The following is an 18,097-nucleotide window of genomic DNA, read 5'->3' as shown; positions in this document are numbered from 1 at the left end:
CCTAAGCATCTTAAGTGTCCTAAATAATTGCTGTAAAAAGTAAAGACTGGTATTTGATTATGCCAGTCTTTTTGTTGTTCTACATAAAATCTTCAATTTTGAGTGATATCCTTTTGTTAGTAACACTAGAAAGGTGAGGTCTTATGAATACAAGATTAGGAACTCAGATATCTCAAAATCAGCAATTGACTATTACACCCAAAATCATTTATGAGCTTAAAGTACTGCAAATGTCAAATATTGAACTAATGCAGTATATTACAATACAATTAGATGAAAATCCTTTACTGGATATGGAAGATTATGAATCGACTGATTTCGAACTGCAAAGAGATGAAACTGCAGAAGATAATATGTACGAAAAGGGATATGTAGATTTAGAAAGAAAGTTTTTTTCCGATTATGTAAGTAATCATCTTACTTTAAGGGATCATTTGCAGACTCAGATAAGAGAACTTTGTATCGATGCACAAATTAGGAAAATTGCGTTTTATTTAATTGAAACAATAAATGATTACGGGTATCTCAGTGTAAATATCAATGAAGTATCTTGTATTCTAGGAGTAGCTTTAAATAAAGTTAAGAAAGCACTTAGTGTTATACAAAAGTTAGATCCTGCAGGTATTGGAGCACGGAATCTAAAAGAATGCATTTTATTGCAGCTTAATCGTAGGAGGGAGTTGGATGAGAATATTAAAACGGTTGTTATCAACTACCTAGAACTGCTTGCTGAAAAGAAATATAAAAGTATATCAGAAAAGCTGGATTTACCTTATGAACAGGTAGTAGAAATTTATAAAAAAATTAAGAATATAGACCCAAAGCCTGGGTTAAAGTTTTCAGGCAATTATAATACAATGTATATTCAACCGGATCTAATTACTAAGTTCGTTAATGACAAATTCATCGTTTTGTTCATCAATGACGGGGCTATGAGTTTGAAAATAAACGAACATTATAGGTCTTTAATTAAAAATGAACAAAGCTCTATAGAAACAAAAAAATATATTAAATCAAATATTTCTAAAGCTATTGATGTTATAAAAGCTATAGAGCTACGTAAAAGGACAATATTAAACGTAGCAAACTGCATTATTGAATATCAGAACGATTTCTTAAAAAATGGGCATAAATTTCTGAGGCCTTTGTCTCTAAAAATGGTGGCTGATAAGGTAGGACTGCATGAGTCAACAATAAGCCGAACAGTTAATGGAAAGTATATTGAGACCCCTAGAGGAATCTATGAGCTAAAATACTTTTTTTCAACAGAGATTGATACTGTAAATGATTCTGGTATTGCAGCTAATGCTGTAAAAAAGGCTATAAGGAATATTGTTCAAAACGAGGATATTAGAAATCCATTAAGTGATGAACAAATAAGGAGAAAAATAGGGGTTGAGGGTATTAATGTTGCAAGAAGGACAATAGCAAAATATAGGGAGGAAATGTCTATTCTTCCCGCAAAACTTAGGAGATTATACTAGATATGCTATAATTGTTAACTAAGATGTTAATATTCTTATGCACATTTAAACAATTTGCCTAATATTATGTTAACAGGCGTAATAATAATAATAAACTTGCTAGATGCGAGAAGGTGTTATAATTATGGATTATAAAAGCCAAATCTTGTTTTGGACCAGTATAATGAGGGATCATGCAATCTTTCAAGTAAATGGACTTGCCCGAATATCCGGCTCTTCTAAATGGACTTTCATGCTTCATAGAATACAAAAAGATGTTATTATATGGGCTTTTAACATGCCAACTTCAGATGAACCTATCGCCAAGTATAATAAATCAGCAGATAAACGAAGCAACAGAATTTAAAGAATTTCTGACCATGCCTGTAAAGAGCGAAATCGATATCCCACTAGAGCTGGTAAAAAGAGTAAAGATCTGGCTATCGGATGGTGTTGTGCATGCATCGGCCCTTTCGTCATTTATAGACCCGGCTGAAACGATATTGTCAGATGATATATTAAGATTTAAAGAGAGTTTTAATAAACTTCTTACTAAAGCATCAGACATTGAAATGATGCTTATGAAAGTGTCTTTAGATGATGGGGCTTTGGAGTTTCTGAGTGAAGAAACAGTTAAACTGATGGAGATGTTTATCTGTTTCCTTGAGAAGGTCAAAAAACTCAGGATGTCTTGCAAGATTCTGGGTAGTGGAACACTGTCTCCCCTGATACCTGACCATTTTATAAGAGAACATAGGTACTTTATTGATAAAGTTAAAACTGTAAAAGTGATGTAAGTAATTTAATAAATAAAGCAAAGATATACTATTCCTTTTCAACTTCTTATGATTATTTTAGTATTTAGCAATTATTTGAATTTACTAATAATGGATACTTGATTTCCTGTGAAATTCTCTATATATTAAAAGTGGTTAATCAATTGTTATATTAAGGAGTTGATCAGGATTATGAAAGTAATAGCAATTAATGGCAGTCCAAGGGTAAATGGTAATACCAAACAAAGTCTTGAGATAGTTGGGAATATACTGGCTAAGAACGGTATAGAGGTTGAATATGTTCAGTTGGGAGGCATGCTTTTACATGGCTGCAGGGCATGCGGCGGATGCTTTAAAAGTAGAAACAAACGCTGTGTAATACAAGATGATAAACTAAATGATGTTTTGGAAAAGGTTTTTGATGCTGATGGAGTTATTATAGGCTCGCCAACTTATTTTAGCAATGTAACTACTGAAGTTAAGGCATTTATTGACAGATGCGGATATGTATCAAAGGCAAACAACAACCTGCTAAAGCATAAGGTAGGTGCTCCTGTTGTGGCAGTAAGACGTGCAGGATCAAACTTTGTTTATTCAGCTATTAATTTTTTCTTTGGCATTGCAGAGATGCCTATTGCAACATCAAGTTATTGGAATATGACTCTTGCAAGAGATATAGGTGAAGTCCAAAACGATGAAGAAGGCAAGCGTACCTTTGAAAACTTAGGCGAAAATATGGTTTGGATGTTAGAAAAATTAAATGGCTAGGCATGCCCCTAATATAACTTCCCGTATAATTTCGCTTTCTAAGTTAACTTAACTCGTGAACACACACTCAAAACGGTAAGTAATATTTCAATCATGCCTTAAAGTGTGTTAATCGTGATGTTATTGAAGAAGGGGCAAAATTATATTAAAAACCTATTGACATATATTTCTTCTGGGTTTAAAATATAAAACATACAAAACAAATAAGAATACTACGAAATAAAAATTTTATGGGGTTAAATACCCCATAAAAAAATATCTGAATTCCTAGTAAAACGATAAGAGTACTAATGTATTGCTAAAGGTCATATAACACAGGCAGATAAAATTTTTTTAGGAGTGATGAGAATGAGTATAAGAATCAAAAAACTAACAAAATTAAGATTTTCAACAAAACAAAGGTTTATAGCCGCCATTATGATTGCTATAGCTGCAGGATTTGTCGGATGTGGTGGAAATGAGCCTCAAAAACAGGGGAGTTCATCAGATACTAATCCTATTACACTTCTAAATGTTTCTTATGACCCTACCCGTGAACTATATCAGGAGTATAATACAGCTTTTACAAAGTACTGGAAAAATAAAACGGGGCAAGATGTTTCAATACAACAGTCACATGGAGGTTCCGGCAGCCAGGCAAGAGCAGTTATTGACGGAAACGAAGCAGATGTAGTTACTTTAGCCCTGGCTTATGATATCGATTCAATAAATAAAAATAAAGAAATAATTAATAAAAAATGGCAAAAAAGATTGCCTAACAATTCTACACCATACACATCAACCATAGTTTTCCTTGTAAGAAAGGGTAACCCAAAAAACATAAAAGACTGGGATGACCTTATAAGAGCTGATGTTGAGGTTATTACTCCAAATCCAAAAACATCAGGGGGAGCTCGCTGGAATTATCTTGCAGCATGGGGCTATTCACTTAAAAAGAATGGGAATGATGAAGGCAAAGCAAAGGAATTTGTCAAGGCAATTTATAGGAATGTACCTGTACTGGATTCAGGTGCAAGAGGCTCTACAACGACCTTTGTTGAACGTGAAATGGGTGATGTTCTTATCGCATGGGAAAATGAGGCGTTTCTTTCAATCAATGAGCTTGGAAAAGATAAATTCGATATAATATTTCCTTCAATAAGTATTTTGGCTGAGCCTCCTGTAACTGTTGTTGACTCAATAGTTGATAAACATGGAATACGTGTGGTTGCAGAAGAATATTTGAAATATCTGTATAGTGATGAAGGTCAGGAAATTGCTGCTAAAAATTATTACAGGCCCAGAAATGAATCGGTCGCAAAGAGATATGCTGCACAGTTTCCGAAAATAGAGCTCTTTACCATTGATGAAGTTTTTGGAGGCTGGAATAAGGTACAAAAAGAGCACTTTGATGACGGGGGAGTTTTTGACCGGATATACATAAAAGAATAAGACAGCAGCAGAGCCTTTCTGGTTATCTTTCAAAATATGTATTGAGGTGAGTTCATGAATTTGACAATAAGATCATTTAAACTAAAGCAGCAAAGTGTTATACCGGGTTTCGGGATAACAATGGGATTATCTTTAGTATATATTACCCTGTTGGTTTTGATTCCTGTATCAATGGTTTTTCTTAACAGTTCAAGTATAGGATCGGCGAAGTTCTGGGACATAGCATTTTCAGAAAGAGTACTTACTGCATTGAAAATTTCATTTGGTACTTCTTTTTTAGCAGCTACAATAAATGCTATATTTGGGCTTCTGATTGCGTGGGTTCTTGAAAGATATACATTTCCAGGCAAAAAGATAATTGATGGCTTGATAGATTTACCTTTCGCTCTTCCAACTGCTGTTGCAGGTATTTCGCTTACTGCTCTTTATGCTCAGAATGGATGGATAGGTAAGCTGTTTGCAACTATGGGAGTGAAAATATCTTATACTCCTATAGGAATTACAATAGCATTAATATTTATAAGCTTTCCCTTTGTAGTACGCACGGTTCAACCTGTTCTGCAAAGTATTGACCTTGAGGTTGAAGAAGCAGCTGCATGTCTTGGGGCAACAAGATTTCAAACCTTTCGTAAAATTATATTGCCAGAATTGATGCCCGCTGTAATAACAGGTTTTGCACTCGCATTTGCAAGGGCTTTGGGCGAATACGGATCAGTTGTTTTTATTTCCGGTAATATGCCGTTAAAAACAGAAATAGCACCCTTATTAATCAGAACAAAGCTGGAACAGTATGATTATGCAGGTGGGACGGCTATAGCTGCCATAATGCTCGTTATATCTTTCATAATGCTTTTGATTATTAATGTGTTCCAATGGTGGACCAGTAACAGACATAGATAGATGATAAGTAATGCCTTAGAAATAACTTAGGAGTGATAAATATGGCTGGAAGTATCCCCACTAAAATAAATATGATAAATCAGACCCGTAAAAAAGCAGCAAATGACACAAAACTTGTTGCAATTATCCTTACAGCAATTGCACTGATATTTTTTGTGGTAATGCTCTTAGTTCCGCTTATTTCGGTATTTCTCAAAGCTTTTGAACAGGGAGCAAGCGTGTACTATGCTGCAATCAGTGACCCCATGGCGATGAAAGCAATAAAGTTAACCCTTACTACAATAGCGATTGTTGTGCCCATAAATACCACATTTGGACTTATAGTGGCTTGGGCGGTGGCTAAATTCAAGTTTAAAGGTAAAAACCTGCTAATTACAATTATTGATTTGCCCTTTGCGATTTCTCCTGTTGTTGCAGGATTGATATTTGTTTTGCTTTTCAGTACCAGTCATGGCTTGTTAGCCCCGCTTCTTACCTCCCTTGGTATAAAGATTATATTCGCTCCTGCCGGTATTGTTATAGCCACCCTGTTTGTTACCCTGCCATTTGTAGCCAGGGAACTGATACCTTTAATGGAAGCCCAGGGAACAAGCGAAGAGGAAGCAGCACTTACTTTAGGAGCAAGCGGCTTAAAGACTTTTTGGCTGATAACCCTTCCAAATGTAAAATGGGCACTATTATACGGTATAATGCTGACAGCAGCAAGAGCAGCTGGTGAGTTTGGTGCTGTTTCGGTTGTTTCAGGTCATATCAGAGGGCTTACAAACACATTGCCTCTTCATGTTGAGATACTATACAACGAATACAAATTTTCTGCTGCCTTTGCGGTAGCTTCGCTGCTAACAATAATTGCAATTATAAATCTAATTATTAAAAACATTGCTGATTGGAGGATAAAGCAGCAATTAAAGAATGATTAAATTTTAACGGTGACGATGGAATGTTAAAGAAGTCTAAATATGGGGGAATGGTTATGAGCATTGATATTTTAAACATTACAAAGCATTTTGATTCATTTGAAGCACTTAGTGATATCAATCTTAAGATTAACACGGGAGAGCTGGTTGCTCTATTGGGACCATCCGGTTCAGGTAAAACAACACTTTTAAGAATAATTGCAGGGCTGGAATCTGCAGACAAAGGAAGTATTATTTTTGATGGTGAAGATAACACCCAAAAAAGCACACAGGATAGAAAAGTAGGCTTTGTGTTTCAGCATTATGCACTATTTAAGCACATGAATGTTTTTGAAAACATAGCTTTTGGATTGAAGGTCAGACCTTCCAAGCTGAGGCCCGGTAAGGAAGAAATTAATAAAAAGGTTCATGAGCTGCTTTCACTTATAAAGATGGAGGAATTGGCGAAACGTTATCCAGCACAGCTTTCCGGCGGTCAGAGGCAAAGAATAGCACTTGCAAGGGCGTTGGCTGTAGAGCCTAAGGTATTGCTCCTTGATGAGCCTTTCGGTGCCCTGGATGCAAAGGTAAGGAAGGACCTTCGCAGATGGCTCAGGAAGCTCCATGATGAATATCCCATTACGAGTGTTTTTGTAACACATGACCAGGAAGAAGCTCTTGATGTTGCTGATAGAATTGTAATTTTAAACAAAGGCAAAATAGAGCAAATTGGCACACCTGAAGAGGTATATGATAATCCTGTAAATCCTTTTGTATATAACTTTTTAGGAAACGTCAACCTTTTCCACGGAAGGGTGCATAATGGGAAAGTTGAGATTGGGTCAATAAAGCTTGATGTACCGGAACATGCTGAGACCAGGAATAAAAATGCAATAAGCTATATCCGCCCCCATGATATAGAAATAAGTCTTGAGGCAAAAGGAAATGAGTTTATTGCCGCAGAGATTGTTTTTATAAGGGCTGTAGGCCCTATTGTAAACCTGGAACTAAAGAGGCTTGACTGCGGGGATTATATTGAGGCTGAAATAAGTAAAGAGAAATACAGGAAGCTTGGTCTAATGGAGAAACAAAAGATTTATGTAAGGCCAAGGGATTTTAGGGTTTTTATACCCGAAGATTATGTGATTTAATAAATTTTTCAAGGGGGAAAAGAAATGAGTAAATTAAATCTAAATGAATTAAACCTAAAGAAATTAAACAATGATTTTATAGAAAAAAGTCCTGAAGATATTATAAGGTATATTATTAATGAAATAGGAAGCTCCAAAATTGCATTGGCATCAAGCCTTTCTATTGAAGATCAGGTCCTTACAGACATTTTGCTTAAAAATAATCCCAACGCAAGAATTTTCTTTTTAGACACCGGAAGGCATTTTCAGAATACCTATGACCTTATGGCTGAGACCATGCAAAGGTATAACTTTAATTATGAGGTTTATGCCCCGGAAAGCCAGGACTTGGAAGTCTTAGTCTCCAAGTTCGGCCCGAATTTCTTTTATGAAAGCGTTGAGCAAAGGAAAAAATGCTGTGAGATAAGGAAGGTTAAGCCCCTTAAGCGGGTTTTGAGTACCGTGGATGGCTGGATTTGCGGATTAAGAAGATATCAGTCACAGACGCGTCAGGAAATAGAAATCTTTGAGTGGGATATAAGTCACTCTATCTATAAAATAAACCCTATAGCATTTTGGACAGAAGACATGGTATGGGAATACATAAATAAGCATAATGTTCCATACAGCAATTTATATAGAAATGGTTTTCCGAGCATCGGATGCCAGCCTTGCACCAGAGCCGTAAAACCCAGCGAGGATGTTCGAAGGGGAAGATGGTGGTGGGAGAACCCCGATAAAAAAGAATGTGGTTTACACCTAAGATTGGAGGAGAAAATATGAATCATTTGGATAAGTTGGAAGCACAGAGTGTTCATATACTTAGAGAAGCATACAGGGAATTTAAAAATATTTGCATGCTCTGGTCTATTGGAAAAGACAGCACAGTACTTCTCTGGCTGGCTAGAAAGGCATTTTTCGGCCATGTTCCCATACCGCTTGTACACATTGATACTCACTATAAAATACCCGAAATGATTAAATATAGGGATGATCTTGCATTAAAATGGAAATTGACCATGGTATACGGCGAAAACAGTAAGGCATTAACAGAAGGAAATACATTTCCCAATGGGAAAATTGACCGCATCAGCTGCTGCCAGTCCTTAAAGTCGGAAGCTTTAAAGAATACACTGTCCGGTGAGTGGGATAGATATGTGATGGATCTTAAAACAGGTAAATATATACCTGATACAAACAGGGAGAAGTACACAGGAGTTATTGTAGGTGTTAGGGCTGATGAAGAGGGAAGTAGGTCAAAAGAACGTTATTTCTCTCCAAGAGATAAGGAAAATGACTGGGATGTGGGTGATCAACCGCCTGAATTCTGGAACCAGTTTAAGACGGATTTTGCTCCAGGGACCCATATAAGGATTCATCCGCTGCTTGATTGGACAGAGCTGAATATTTGGGAATATATCGAGAGGGAGAACATACCCATTACTTCTTTATATTTTGATCAGGGTGACGGTAAACGTTACAGATCCCTAGGGTGCTATCCCTGTACTTTACCGGTTGATTCAACAGCAAAGAATGTAAGCGAAATTATTGAAGAATTAAAGAGCGGTAAATTTGCAAATATAGCTGAAAGATCAGGTCGTGCTCAGGATAAGGATGACGGTGGAGGCCTTGAGACATTGAGAAGGGGAGGGTATATGTAATATGGAAACTAGAGAACAGATGAATATTGTTATAGTTGGACATGTGGATCACGGCAAAAGTACTGTGATTGGAAGGCTTTTGGCTGACACAGACTCTCTTCCCGAAGGTAAGCTTGAATCGGTTAAGGAATATTGCACAAAGAATTCCAGACCCTTTGAATATGCTTTCCTACTGGATGCATTAAAGGATGAGCAGGCACAAGGAATCACCATTGATACTGCAAGATGCTTTTTTAAAACAAGAAAAAGGGATTACATTATTATAGATGCACCCGGGCATATTGAGTTTTTAAAAAATATGGTTACCGGAGCCTCAAGGGCTGAGGCTGCACTTTTAGTCATAGATGCAAAGGAAGGGATTAAGGAAAACTCTAAGAGGCACGGACATATTGTTTCCATGTTGGGGATCAGACAGGTTGTTGTGTTGGTAAACAAGATGGATTTGGTAGATTTTGATAGAGATGTTTTCAATTCAATCACTGCTGAATTTACTGAGTTTATAAACAAGGTAAATATAAAACCGGTGAATTTTATACCAATTAGTGCTTTTAACGGAGACAATATTGCGAGTAAGTCACCTAATACCGATTGGTATGATGGACCTACTGTGCTCAGCCAGTTGGACGGATTTGTAAACAAGAAGGAAAATCAGGAACTTCCGCTTCGTATGCCTGCCCAGGATATTTACAAGTTTACTGAAGAAGGCGATGACAGACGAATTGTGGCAGGTACTATCTTAAGCGGCACAGTGCGTGCCGGAGATGAAGTTGTTTTTTTACCTTCACAAAAGAGAAGTGTAATTAAAAGCATTGAGGGCTTCAATATAAAGCCAAGGGATGCTGCCTATGCTGATCAGGCTATTGGTGTGACGCTAAATACCCAGATATATATAAAACCCGGGGAGTTAATGGTTAAAGCAAATGAAAAATTGCCTGAGGTAAGCTCTCGTTTCAGGGTAAATATATTCTGGGTGGGTAAAGCACCGCTTATAAAAAACAAAACTTACAAACTCAAAATAGGAACTCTGAGAATTGCTGTGAAGTTGGTTGAGATACTAAGTATTATTGATGCCGCGGAATTAAATATTGATACTTTTAAGGATCAGGTTGAACGGCATGATGTGGCTGAGTGTATTTTGGAAACTACCAAGCCTATTGCTTTTGATCCTATTTCTGAAATAGAGTTAACAGGAAGATTTGTAATAGTAGATAACTATGAGATCTCAGGCGGAGGAATTATTTTAGAAGGGGTATCAGACTCTGATAATACACTGCTCCAGCATATCAAAGATCGGGAATTTTTATGGGAAAAAAGCCTTATTTCATCTAAAGAGAGAGAAGATGTATATGGACACAAGGCAATGCTTATAGTCATTACTTCCGGTAATGAGGGAAATGGAAATGTAATACAAAATATAGGAAAGGAATTGGAAAACAAGCTTTTTAAGCTGAAATTTAAAGCCTATTATTTAGGGGTCTCCAGCCTTTTGCATGGACTAGTCTCAGATGGAGTATCCAGTTATGAAGGAAGGGATGAACATATAAGACAGATTGGAGAGTTGGCAAGAATATTTACCGATTCAGGGCAAATTTTTATTACATCAATATTCAATCTGGATGATTATGAAGCAGAAAAGCTTAAGTTATTGAACCAACCTAATGAGATACTTATCATAAACATAGATGAATCTTCTTTTAACAATTTCAAGCCCGATGCAAGTATTAGTTCTGAAGGAGCGGTAGATGCAGTTTGCAATTTACTAAAAAACAAGATATAATATTAGAATATTATTTGTAATAAAGGTGGGTCTATTATGGCACAGGTCGATTATAAAGAATTAAAACAGAACGGTTTTATACGGCAGGTGGATAAAGAATATTTTGTATTAAGGATAAGGGTTTCCGGTGGGCAAATCCAGGCTGATAAATTGCAAAAGGTTTATGAATTAGCCCAAAAGTATGGTAGAGGCTATATTCACATGACTTCAAGGCAGAGTATAGAAATCCCGTACATCAAACTTGAAGATATTGAAGCTGTTAAGGGTGAGCTTAAGAGCTCCGGCATGCAGACCGCAGCATCCGGAGCGAGAGTCAGGACCATAACAGCATGCCAGGGCAGTACAATTTGCTGCAGCGGCTTAATTGACACAACCTCTCTTGCTGTAGAATTCGATGAAAAGTATTATGGCAGGGAGATACCTCATAAATTTAAGCTTGGAATAACAGGCTGCCGTAATAACTGCCTTAAGGCTGAGGAAAATGATCTTGGTATAAAAGGTGCAATGAAGCCCAAATGGCTGGAAAGCAAATGCAATTACTGTGGACTATGTGAGAAAGTGTGTCGAGAGAAGTCAATTACTGTTAATAAAAGCAGCCAAACATTACTATATGATGAAAGTGGTTGTAACTATTGCGGTCGCTGCGTAAAGTCTTGTCCTAGAGGGGCATGGGAAGGTGAAAGCGGATTTGTAATTTATTTTGGAGGATTGTTTGGTAATAGGATCGCTATAGGAAAACAGCTTTTTCCTGTAATATTTTCTACAGAGCAGCTTCATAGGGTAATTGGAACTACACTTGAGTTTTTTAAAAAGCATGGCAAACCGGGTGAGCGTTTCAGAAATACCCTTGACCGCATTGGGTGGGAACTGCTGCAAGAGGATCTGGAAAAAGTATTCCGTTGAAGCTTTCGTTATTTGGTTTGCCAAGGTGCACTTGCTGCAAGGAAGATAATTGAGGGCATAAGAGGTATATCCTCATTTGCATATGAGAAGTAATTAAAGTCTTTGTGTTTGTATAATGCAAAGGCTTTATGTTATAATATGGTTGGTGTGATGGTAATTAGGTGGAAAAAACAAAATAATGTCTAATGATTTGGCATGTTTTTTCGATAATATTGACATGGAAAAATGAAAAGTAGTAAATCAGTTTAACTATTAATATTGAATGCTAATGTAATTGGAGGGGATATATATGGAGTGGTCTATAAGGAATATGCTAAATCCTGTTATTACAAGGCTTCTAATATATGGTGTCAACCCCATTGATCTTGAGTATGTATTGACACGAGTAGAAAGTAAAAACCATATTAATTCAAAATCACTGGAAAAAACATGGCTTGTAGAATGGGAAAAGAAGGCTGAAAGATACAAATTGCTTGGCGAAAAGGCTGAGATGGAAGGAAATAATCTATCAGCCAGGGAATATTATCTTTATGCAGCACAATGCTGGTACGCTGTTTTTCTCATCAACTTATCTGGTATTGATGAGAAAAAAAGAGTATACGACATGTATAGAGATTATTATAAAAAAAGCATTAAATATTTGGATTCTAAGGTTGAATGTATAGAATTACCTATTAATGAAGGAAAAAAACTTTCTTGCTATCTGCATCATTCAAATAAGAATGACAACGAAAAAAGCCCTTGTGTCATTATATACTCAGGACTTGGAAGCTGCAAGGAGGAAATGAATACACTTGCAAGGCCGCTTGTGGAAAGAGGAATTGCGGTATTTATAGCAGATATGCCTGGAAACGGTGAATCTCTTTTATCAGGTGATGTGAAATGTACTGTGGCTAATCTGATCAATACATTTAAAATGATTCCTGATTATTTGGATAAGCGTGATGATATTATAAATGGGTCTTATGGTGCATACGGGCTCTGCATGGGCGGAGGATATGCCTATAAGGCCTGTTCCATTGATTCAAGATATACTTTTTGTGCCACACTGTTTCCTTTATTCATAACTGAGGTAGACAAAAATGCTACTCCTCAATGGATGAAAAAAGGAGAGTGGTATGATTTCCAAACAGGAGGAAAAGCTGCTGACGAGTTTTTAGATGAGATGAGTACTTTGGCAGAAGGCTCTATAAAGTGCCCATATCTATTTATACATGGAAAGCATGACAACTGGATGACCTATGATAAAGCAATTAAACTTTATGAAATGGCATTGGGGGAAAAAGAGAAAATAATTGTTGAAGAAGAACCTGTTTTTTCTAGCAGCCAGGTTGTGACTCATACAATGCCAGTTGGTGAACAAATTCATTGGATAAGATATTCGGCTGCTGATTGGATGGTAAAGCATTGTAGAAAGGGTGGTTTAAAGTGATTGATAATAGCCTAAATACCATTGATAAAATTTATCAAAGCTTTATAAGGACAGCTATACCTGATGATATGATAATGTACTATAATGATAGCCAGGTAAGTGTAAAAGTGTATATGGATGGTGTTGATAGATATACAAGGCATCTTATTAATCTTGGGGTCAAACCTGGAGTTGCCATTGGCTATTCAATGCCCAATTGTCCAGAAGTTTTCTATCTCTTTACAGCCATATCAAGGTTAGGTGCATGTGCAGTTCCATTATTCCACATGTTTCCCGATGTAGCAAAGGTTGATATATTCCAAAAAAGCAGGGTTCAACTGGTAATAGTTTCAGAAATGCAATATGATAGCTTTAAAGCGGCTTCGGAAAAAGCAGGCTGTCAATACAGAATTGTGACAACTCATAAAGGATCAGCCTGTGAGTATGATTTTGAATCAAGCATTGATCATATTGATTTAAATAGTTACTATATGAATGAAGTTAGTCCAGATATGCCGCTGGTAATAGCATCAAGTTCAGGTACAACGGGAATACCCAAATTAGTTGCAATGACTCAGGCTAATATAGCTTCGGAGGTTTATGCCAGCATTGATCTTATAACACCCATTAACTCTAATATTATTAAAGGATATAGGTACTCCATAGCGTTTCCTCTTTCCACTTCCGGTATTATAACTATTATCGGTTTGATGTTTGGTGGCATATCTATAATTTTTTCTCAGGATGTTTCGCCATTAAGATTTCTCAAATTAATGTCTCAATGGAAAGCTGAGGGATTAACTGCTCCCCTGCATACTTTGAATCAATTTTGTCACTTCCCATGCTGGATACTTTTGACTTGACATCAGTTGAAACTATGGCAGGTGGTATGGATTTTATATCGCCATCCCTGGTGAGAAGAATGAAGGAGAAATTTATTAATTTAAATTCTCTTGCCAACGGGTATGGGCTTATAGAGACTGCCAATGTGTTTATGGTCTGCAAGCAGAATGTTGAGGAAGGCTTTTACAAGCCTACCAGTAAAATGAGACTCTGTAGCGGAACATCAAATGCTATTGAGGTGAGAGATGAAGGAGGAAGCCTTGTTTCCCCAGGGAATGAAGGAGAACTTTATGTAAGGGGTAGCAATGTTGTGAGAGGCTATCTGAATAATGCTGAAGAGACAGCTAGGAGTTTTGGGGATGGATGGTTTAAAACTGGAGATATTGTCAGAAATGAAGGAGATGGGTATATTACTTTACTCGGAAGAAGGAAGTATTTAATTAAAAGAGGTGGAAAATCCATTTCTCCTGTTTTTGTACAGGATCATTTGAATAAGGTGGAGGGCATCAAAGTGTCTGCTGTGGTTGGTGTTCCGCATCAGTTGTATGGTGAGATGGTTTGGGCATTTATAGTAGTTAAAGATGGATATAAGGTTGAACTAAAAGATATAATGAAGCACTGTAGGAAAGAGCTGCCCAATTATATGGTTCCGGATCAGGTTTTATTTATTGATGAGATTCCGAAAAATCCAGGTGCCGGCAAGGTTAATTATGAAAGATTAAAAGAGGTTGCATTAAGTGAATTGGGGAATATCTAAGGTATGAATGAAATTTATAGCGGAAGTTATTTTTTGATTACGACTAAAAATTAATATAATAAAAAACTGAATTTATCTGGAGGTAAAAGATGGATAAAAAAGTTGAATGGGACGATTTTGCCGTTAAAGTTTCTGAATATGTAGGTGTTGAAAGCAGTGATATTAAGGTAGATACAAACCTATACAGTGATCTTGGAATGGATTCTCTTGGATTATTCAGCCTAGGCATGTATTTGACCAAAACCTATAAAGTTACTGTTCCGCTATCTGCTGTTGCAACTATTGAAACAGTCGGAGATATTTATAACATAATGAATGATCACATGAAAGATGTATAATGTATTTATAAAGTACTATAGGAGGAAATGAGATTGAAAAGAATGAAACTGTTTTTTCTTCCCTATGCAGGTGGTTCGGCATCAGTGTTTTTAAGCTGGAAGAGGAGCTTGGATCAAGCAATTGATATTAGGCCTGTCGAATTAGCAGGGAGGGGTAAGCGGATTTGTGAGCCTCTGTATGAAAGTATGGAAGAGGCTGTTTCTGATGTATTCAGCATTATATCGAAGGAGATAGACGAAGAAGAATATGCCATCTATGGTCACAGCATGGGGACAATCCTTGCATATGAAGTTACAAGGAAAATTAAAGCTACAAAAATGAAAGAACCCGAGCACATTTTTTTTTCGGGAAGAAATTCCCCGGATACAGAAAATATATTCAAGGATATGCACACTTTGAATGATAATGACTTTATCAAGCTTATATCAAATTATGGCGGTCCTAATATGGAGTTATTTGAAAATGAAGAGTTTAAAACCATGTTTCTGCCAATTTTACGAGGAGACTTTAATATTGTGGAAATGTACAAGTTTCAAAAAGATCATTTTAAGCTTGGCTGTAATATAACAATTTTAAATGGCAGGGAAGATGAACTAATCTCTTTTGAGCATATGAAAAAGTGGGAGAGGGTGACTAACGGCTCTTGTAGATTTTATGAGTTTGATGACGGGCACTTTTTTATAAACAAGTATAGGATTGAAATCTGTAAAATAATTAATGATACACTGGTATAAAAAAGTAGAGCATCTCACCTAACATGTATTTTGGGGTTTCCCTTAACAGTCCATTTTACCTTTTCTTTTTTTAAAGATATTTTAATATGCTGTGTATTTTGATAAATATTTTGATAAATTTCAACATCTTCAAGCAGCACGGGGTGTTTAATAACCTCGATACGTTCTTCACTGACGGGTATACGGATGGTTTCTGTAAGCCAGTCTTTTTTGTTCTCAGCCAGTACTCTTTTCTCTATAACTATTTCTTCACGTGTGACAGGGACAGTTATACATTTATCTTCAGTAACAACTTCTTTATGAACAATTACTTCACCTGTTTTTACCTGCTCTTTAGATATGTCTAGTTGCTCTTCTCGCAGGAAAAGCTTATGATTATTATGGTTTTCTGCCATTGCTATCCTCCTTTGAAACTGTATAAATAAGATAACAAACTGCATAGATTCGCAGTTTGCTATCTAAAAATAATGTTAAATGAAAATTCCTATTTAGTTTAGAATATTAGTGAAGAGTATAATCTCCATCATTGCCGATTATATGTGGTTCACCATCTTTATGAACCCTTGCCTCTTCCTTCTTCAAGGTCTCAACAACTTTTTTAGTTTCTCCTACTTCACGCTTATACGCTGAAACCTCTCCTGTTACTACAGTGTGTTTGCCAACTTCAACCCGCTCTTCGGTTACTGGAATTCTTATGGTTTCTTCTTCAGTTATAGGGGAATCACTAGGATGCCTGTCTATTGCTCTTCTTTCAATAACAACTTCCTCATGGATAACAGGTACATCAACTTCCTTTTGCTCTTCGACGATTTCCTTACTTAACTCAACCTGTCCGATCTGAACTCTGTTTTTAGCGATATCAAGCTCTTCCTGGCGAAGAATAAGCTTCCTGTCCTCAACAATTTTTGAATTATCATCTTCAGTACCTAAATTGATATCTTCATTTTTTGCTTCAACACCTTCAATGTTTGAATTAACTTCGGGACCATCTAAGATAATGCCTTCAGTCTTTAAATTAGCATCTGGCGTGTTTAAAAAAACATCATCTTCTGATTTCTCGTTATTATTTTGATTATTGAATATTCCAAAAAGTTTTCCCATATAACCTCCTATAATAACATGATGTGATGCATTTTTATTTTTTCCGTTGAAGATGTGAATTATCCGCAAATATGCTGGAAAATGTGCCACTTTATATATTTTGAAGATTTTCGTTATATAAAATTTAATAGATTTTATAAATATGGATGAAAATAATTTATTCTGATATAATATTGGTCTTAATGCTAAGCAAATTTGTTATTGCATTAAAACACTCTTTTTGATGGAAAAATATATAAAAATATGGTTTTGAGGCATAAGGCTTATTTATGGTTACTTTTGAAGAAATTAAAGAAAAGTTGAGAAGTATATTTACCAAGTTGATATTGTCTTTTTATAGAATGAAACTAAAGCTGAGTGATAAAAATGTAGAACTCTTGCTTAATATGGCTGTTTTATACGATTCTATCGGTGAACAAAAACAATCTGAAGAGTTTTACCATAAGGTATTTTCTATTGACCAACGAGAAGCAAGGGCATATTACGGGCTGGCCACTTTGTATGACAATTCAGGTGAATATGACGATGCTATAGAATATTATAAAAAGGCAATAGAATTAGATCCGCTATACAGTAGAGCCTGGTTTTTTCTGGCAAATACTTTAGATGATGCGGGTCAAAGGGAAGAGGCTATTGAAGCATATAATAGGGTAATTGAAATTGTACCAAATGACTTCTGGGCACATAACAATCTAGGTGTAATATACGAAGAAATGGATAATAATATGGAAGCTTTGAAGCATTTCAAAAAAAGTATTGAGATAGACCCTCACCATTTTAAAGCTCATTTTAATATGGGTGTTATTTGGTTTAAACTGGGCTACGAGGAAAAAGCCATAGATGCATACAATAAATCTATAAGCCTAAAACAGGACAACCCATATGCATATTTGAACCTTTCTATAATCTATAAGTGCAGCAATGATTATAAAACGGCAATTGATGTAATAAGTAATGGAATTAGGCATAACAAAAACAGTTCATTTTTATATTATAACAGGGCTTTATTTTTTGTGAATTTAGGCTGTATAGAAGAGTCTCTGGAAGATTTGGAGAAGACCATTAGCTTGAGTCCGGAGTTGCTTGATTACCTTAAAGAGGATGAGGAATTTAGTGCACTAAATAATCTTGATAGTTATAGAAAGCTTTTTGAAAATAAAAAACAATGAAGGAATAAAAATATGATTTCTGCTCCTTCATTGTTTAA

The 18,097-nt window shown here is 36.1% G+C and carries 19 protein-coding genes and 1 pseudogene; 18 read left to right on the top strand and 2 right to left on the bottom strand.

Translation table 11 applies throughout. The annotated features are described in order from the left end of the window. The first annotated feature begins 143 nt into the window (after window positions 1-143). The 17 genes and pseudogenes from rpoN (at window position 144) to Bccel_RS15885 (ending at window position 15,789) form a co-directional block, all read left to right on the top strand. Window positions 144-1,484, top strand: coding sequence for an RNA polymerase factor sigma-54 (gene rpoN / locus Bccel_RS15960; RefSeq protein ID WP_036939115.1), 1,341 nt, complete (start codon window positions 144-146; stop codon window positions 1,482-1,484). Between the two features lie 124 nt (window positions 1,485-1,608). Further along, a complete protein-coding gene (locus Bccel_RS30290; RefSeq protein ID WP_160317735.1) occupies window positions 1,609-1,830 on the top strand; it encodes a hypothetical protein in 222 nt (73 codons plus the stop codon). Beyond that, window positions 1,775-2,260 carry a DUF2935 domain-containing protein gene (locus tag Bccel_RS15955; RefSeq protein WP_160317734.1) on the top strand — a complete coding sequence of 162 codons (486 nt, stop codon included), beginning with the start codon at window positions 1,775-1,777 and terminating at the stop codon, window positions 2,258-2,260. The genes Bccel_RS30290 and Bccel_RS15955 overlap by 56 nt, the downstream gene beginning before the upstream one ends. A gap of 171 nt (window positions 2,261-2,431) precedes the next feature. After that, a complete protein-coding gene (locus tag Bccel_RS15950) occupies window positions 2,432-3,007 on the top strand; it encodes a flavodoxin family protein (protein WP_036939113.1) in 576 nt (191 codons plus the stop codon). 348 nt (window positions 3,008-3,355) lie between these two features. Further along, window positions 3,356-4,438 carry a sulfate ABC transporter substrate-binding protein gene (locus Bccel_RS15945; protein WP_152966032.1) on the top strand — a complete coding sequence of 361 codons (1,083 nt, stop codon included), beginning with the start codon at window positions 3,356-3,358 and terminating at the stop codon, window positions 4,436-4,438. A 54-nt stretch (window positions 4,439-4,492) separates the two neighbouring features. After that, window positions 4,493-5,338, top strand: coding sequence for a sulfate ABC transporter permease subunit CysT (cysT, locus tag Bccel_RS15940; RefSeq protein WP_036939111.1), 846 nt, complete (start codon window positions 4,493-4,495; stop codon window positions 5,336-5,338). 71 nt (window positions 5,339-5,409) lie between these two features. Next, entirely contained in the window at window positions 5,410-6,258 is an 849-nt protein-coding gene (gene cysW, locus Bccel_RS15935) for a sulfate ABC transporter permease subunit CysW (RefSeq protein ID WP_050754053.1), read from the top strand. Between the two features lie 53 nt (window positions 6,259-6,311). Then, window positions 6,312-7,385 (top strand): sulfate/molybdate ABC transporter ATP-binding protein, encoded by a 1,074-nt coding sequence (locus Bccel_RS15930; RefSeq protein ID WP_036939109.1) that lies wholly within the window; start codon window positions 6,312-6,314, stop codon window positions 7,383-7,385. A gap of 24 nt (window positions 7,386-7,409) precedes the next feature. Next, window positions 7,410-8,147, top strand: a complete 738-nt coding sequence (locus tag Bccel_RS15925; RefSeq protein ID WP_036939108.1) for a phosphoadenylyl-sulfate reductase — start codon at window positions 7,410-7,412, stop codon at window positions 8,145-8,147. Then, entirely contained in the window at window positions 8,144-9,025 is an 882-nt protein-coding gene (gene cysD / locus Bccel_RS15920; RefSeq protein ID WP_036939107.1) for a sulfate adenylyltransferase subunit CysD, read from the top strand. Before Bccel_RS15925 ends, cysD begins: the two co-directional genes overlap by 4 nt. Before the next feature lies 1 nt (window position 9,026). Beyond that, window positions 9,027-10,802 carry a GTP-binding protein gene (locus Bccel_RS15915; RefSeq protein WP_152966031.1) on the top strand — a complete coding sequence of 592 codons (1,776 nt, stop codon included), beginning with the start codon at window positions 9,027-9,029 and terminating at the stop codon, window positions 10,800-10,802. Window positions 10,803-10,838: 36 nt separating this feature from the next. Next, window positions 10,839-11,705 (top strand): 4Fe-4S binding protein, encoded by an 867-nt coding sequence (locus Bccel_RS15910; RefSeq protein WP_036939106.1) that lies wholly within the window; start codon window positions 10,839-10,841, stop codon window positions 11,703-11,705. A gap of 289 nt (window positions 11,706-11,994) precedes the next feature. Continuing rightward, window positions 11,995-13,137 (top strand): alpha/beta hydrolase, encoded by a 1,143-nt coding sequence (locus Bccel_RS15905; RefSeq protein ID WP_036939105.1) that lies wholly within the window; start codon window positions 11,995-11,997, stop codon window positions 13,135-13,137. A 68-nt stretch (window positions 13,138-13,205) separates the two neighbouring features. Next, window positions 13,206-14,224, top strand: a pseudogene (locus Bccel_RS15900) (AMP-binding protein); the annotation flags it as partial. Further along, window positions 14,198-14,716, top strand: a complete 519-nt coding sequence (locus tag Bccel_RS15895) for a class I adenylate-forming enzyme family protein (protein ID WP_420848049.1) — start codon at window positions 14,198-14,200, stop codon at window positions 14,714-14,716. The pseudogene Bccel_RS15900 and the gene Bccel_RS15895, both read left to right, overlap by 27 nt. An 89-nt stretch (window positions 14,717-14,805) precedes the next feature. Beyond that, window positions 14,806-15,054, top strand: a complete 249-nt coding sequence (locus Bccel_RS15890; RefSeq protein WP_036939103.1) for an acyl carrier protein — start codon at window positions 14,806-14,808, stop codon at window positions 15,052-15,054. Window positions 15,055-15,096: 42 nt separating this feature from the next. After that, window positions 15,097-15,789, top strand: a complete 693-nt coding sequence (locus Bccel_RS15885) for a thioesterase II family protein (RefSeq protein WP_036939211.1) — start codon at window positions 15,097-15,099, stop codon at window positions 15,787-15,789. 14 nt (window positions 15,790-15,803) lie between these two features. On the opposite strand, the gene Bccel_RS15880 is transcribed toward Bccel_RS15885, so the two are convergent. Beyond that, entirely contained in the window at window positions 15,804-16,184 is a 381-nt protein-coding gene (locus Bccel_RS15880; RefSeq protein ID WP_050753535.1) for a YsnF/AvaK domain-containing protein, read from the bottom strand. A gap of 106 nt (window positions 16,185-16,290) precedes the next feature. Continuing rightward, on the bottom strand, window positions 16,291-16,755 hold the full coding sequence (locus Bccel_RS15875; RefSeq protein WP_409372120.1) for a YsnF/AvaK domain-containing protein: 465 nt from the start codon (window positions 16,753-16,755) through the stop codon (window positions 16,291-16,293). Window positions 16,756-17,159: 404 nt separating this feature from the next. Here Bccel_RS15875 and Bccel_RS15870 point away from each other — a divergent pair, with 404 nt between their 5' ends. Next, window positions 17,160-18,059, top strand: a complete 900-nt coding sequence (locus Bccel_RS15870; protein ID WP_050753534.1) for a tetratricopeptide repeat protein — start codon at window positions 17,160-17,162, stop codon at window positions 18,057-18,059. The last annotated feature ends 38 nt before the right edge of the window (window positions 18,060-18,097 follow it).

The sequence above is a fragment of the Pseudobacteroides cellulosolvens ATCC 35603 = DSM 2933 genome (genome assembly GCF_001262605.1).
In the GTDB taxonomy this organism is placed as follows: domain Bacteria; phylum Bacillota; class Clostridia; order Acetivibrionales; family DSM-2933; genus Pseudobacteroides; species Pseudobacteroides cellulosolvens.
This window is presented reverse-complemented; position numbering and strand designations above follow the sequence as displayed.

Coding starts and splice junctions, on each gene's coding strand:
- rpoN (WP_036939115.1), top strand. CDS start 144: ATGAATACAAGATTAGGAACTCAGATATCTCAAAATCAGCAATTGACT.
- Bccel_RS30290 (WP_160317735.1), top strand. CDS start 1,609: ATGGATTATAAAAGCCAAATCTTGTTTTGGACCAGTATAATGAGGGAT.
- Bccel_RS15955 (WP_160317734.1), top strand. CDS start 1,775: ATGAACCTATCGCCAAGTATAATAAATCAGCAGATAAACGAAGCAACA.
- Bccel_RS15950 (WP_036939113.1), top strand. CDS start 2,432: ATGAAAGTAATAGCAATTAATGGCAGTCCAAGGGTAAATGGTAATACC.
- Bccel_RS15945 (WP_152966032.1), top strand. CDS start 3,356: ATGAGTATAAGAATCAAAAAACTAACAAAATTAAGATTTTCAACAAAA.
- cysT (WP_036939111.1), top strand. CDS start 4,493: ATGAATTTGACAATAAGATCATTTAAACTAAAGCAGCAAAGTGTTATA.
- cysW (WP_050754053.1), top strand. CDS start 5,410: ATGATAAATCAGACCCGTAAAAAAGCAGCAAATGACACAAAACTTGTT.
- Bccel_RS15930 (WP_036939109.1), top strand. CDS start 6,312: ATGAGCATTGATATTTTAAACATTACAAAGCATTTTGATTCATTTGAA.
- Bccel_RS15925 (WP_036939108.1), top strand. CDS start 7,410: ATGAGTAAATTAAATCTAAATGAATTAAACCTAAAGAAATTAAACAAT.
- cysD (WP_036939107.1), top strand. CDS start 8,144: ATGAATCATTTGGATAAGTTGGAAGCACAGAGTGTTCATATACTTAGA.
- Bccel_RS15915 (WP_152966031.1), top strand. CDS start 9,027: ATGGAAACTAGAGAACAGATGAATATTGTTATAGTTGGACATGTGGAT.
- Bccel_RS15910 (WP_036939106.1), top strand. CDS start 10,839: ATGGCACAGGTCGATTATAAAGAATTAAAACAGAACGGTTTTATACGG.
- Bccel_RS15905 (WP_036939105.1), top strand. CDS start 11,995: ATGGAGTGGTCTATAAGGAATATGCTAAATCCTGTTATTACAAGGCTT.
- Bccel_RS15890 (WP_036939103.1), top strand. CDS start 14,806: ATGGATAAAAAAGTTGAATGGGACGATTTTGCCGTTAAAGTTTCTGAA.
- Bccel_RS15885 (WP_036939211.1), top strand. CDS start 15,097: ATGAAACTGTTTTTTCTTCCCTATGCAGGTGGTTCGGCATCAGTGTTT.
- Bccel_RS15880 (WP_050753535.1), bottom strand. CDS start 16,184: ATGGCAGAAAACCATAATAATCATAAGCTTTTCCTGCGAGAAGAGCAA.
- Bccel_RS15870 (WP_050753534.1), top strand. CDS start 17,160: ATGGTTACTTTTGAAGAAATTAAAGAAAAGTTGAGAAGTATATTTACC.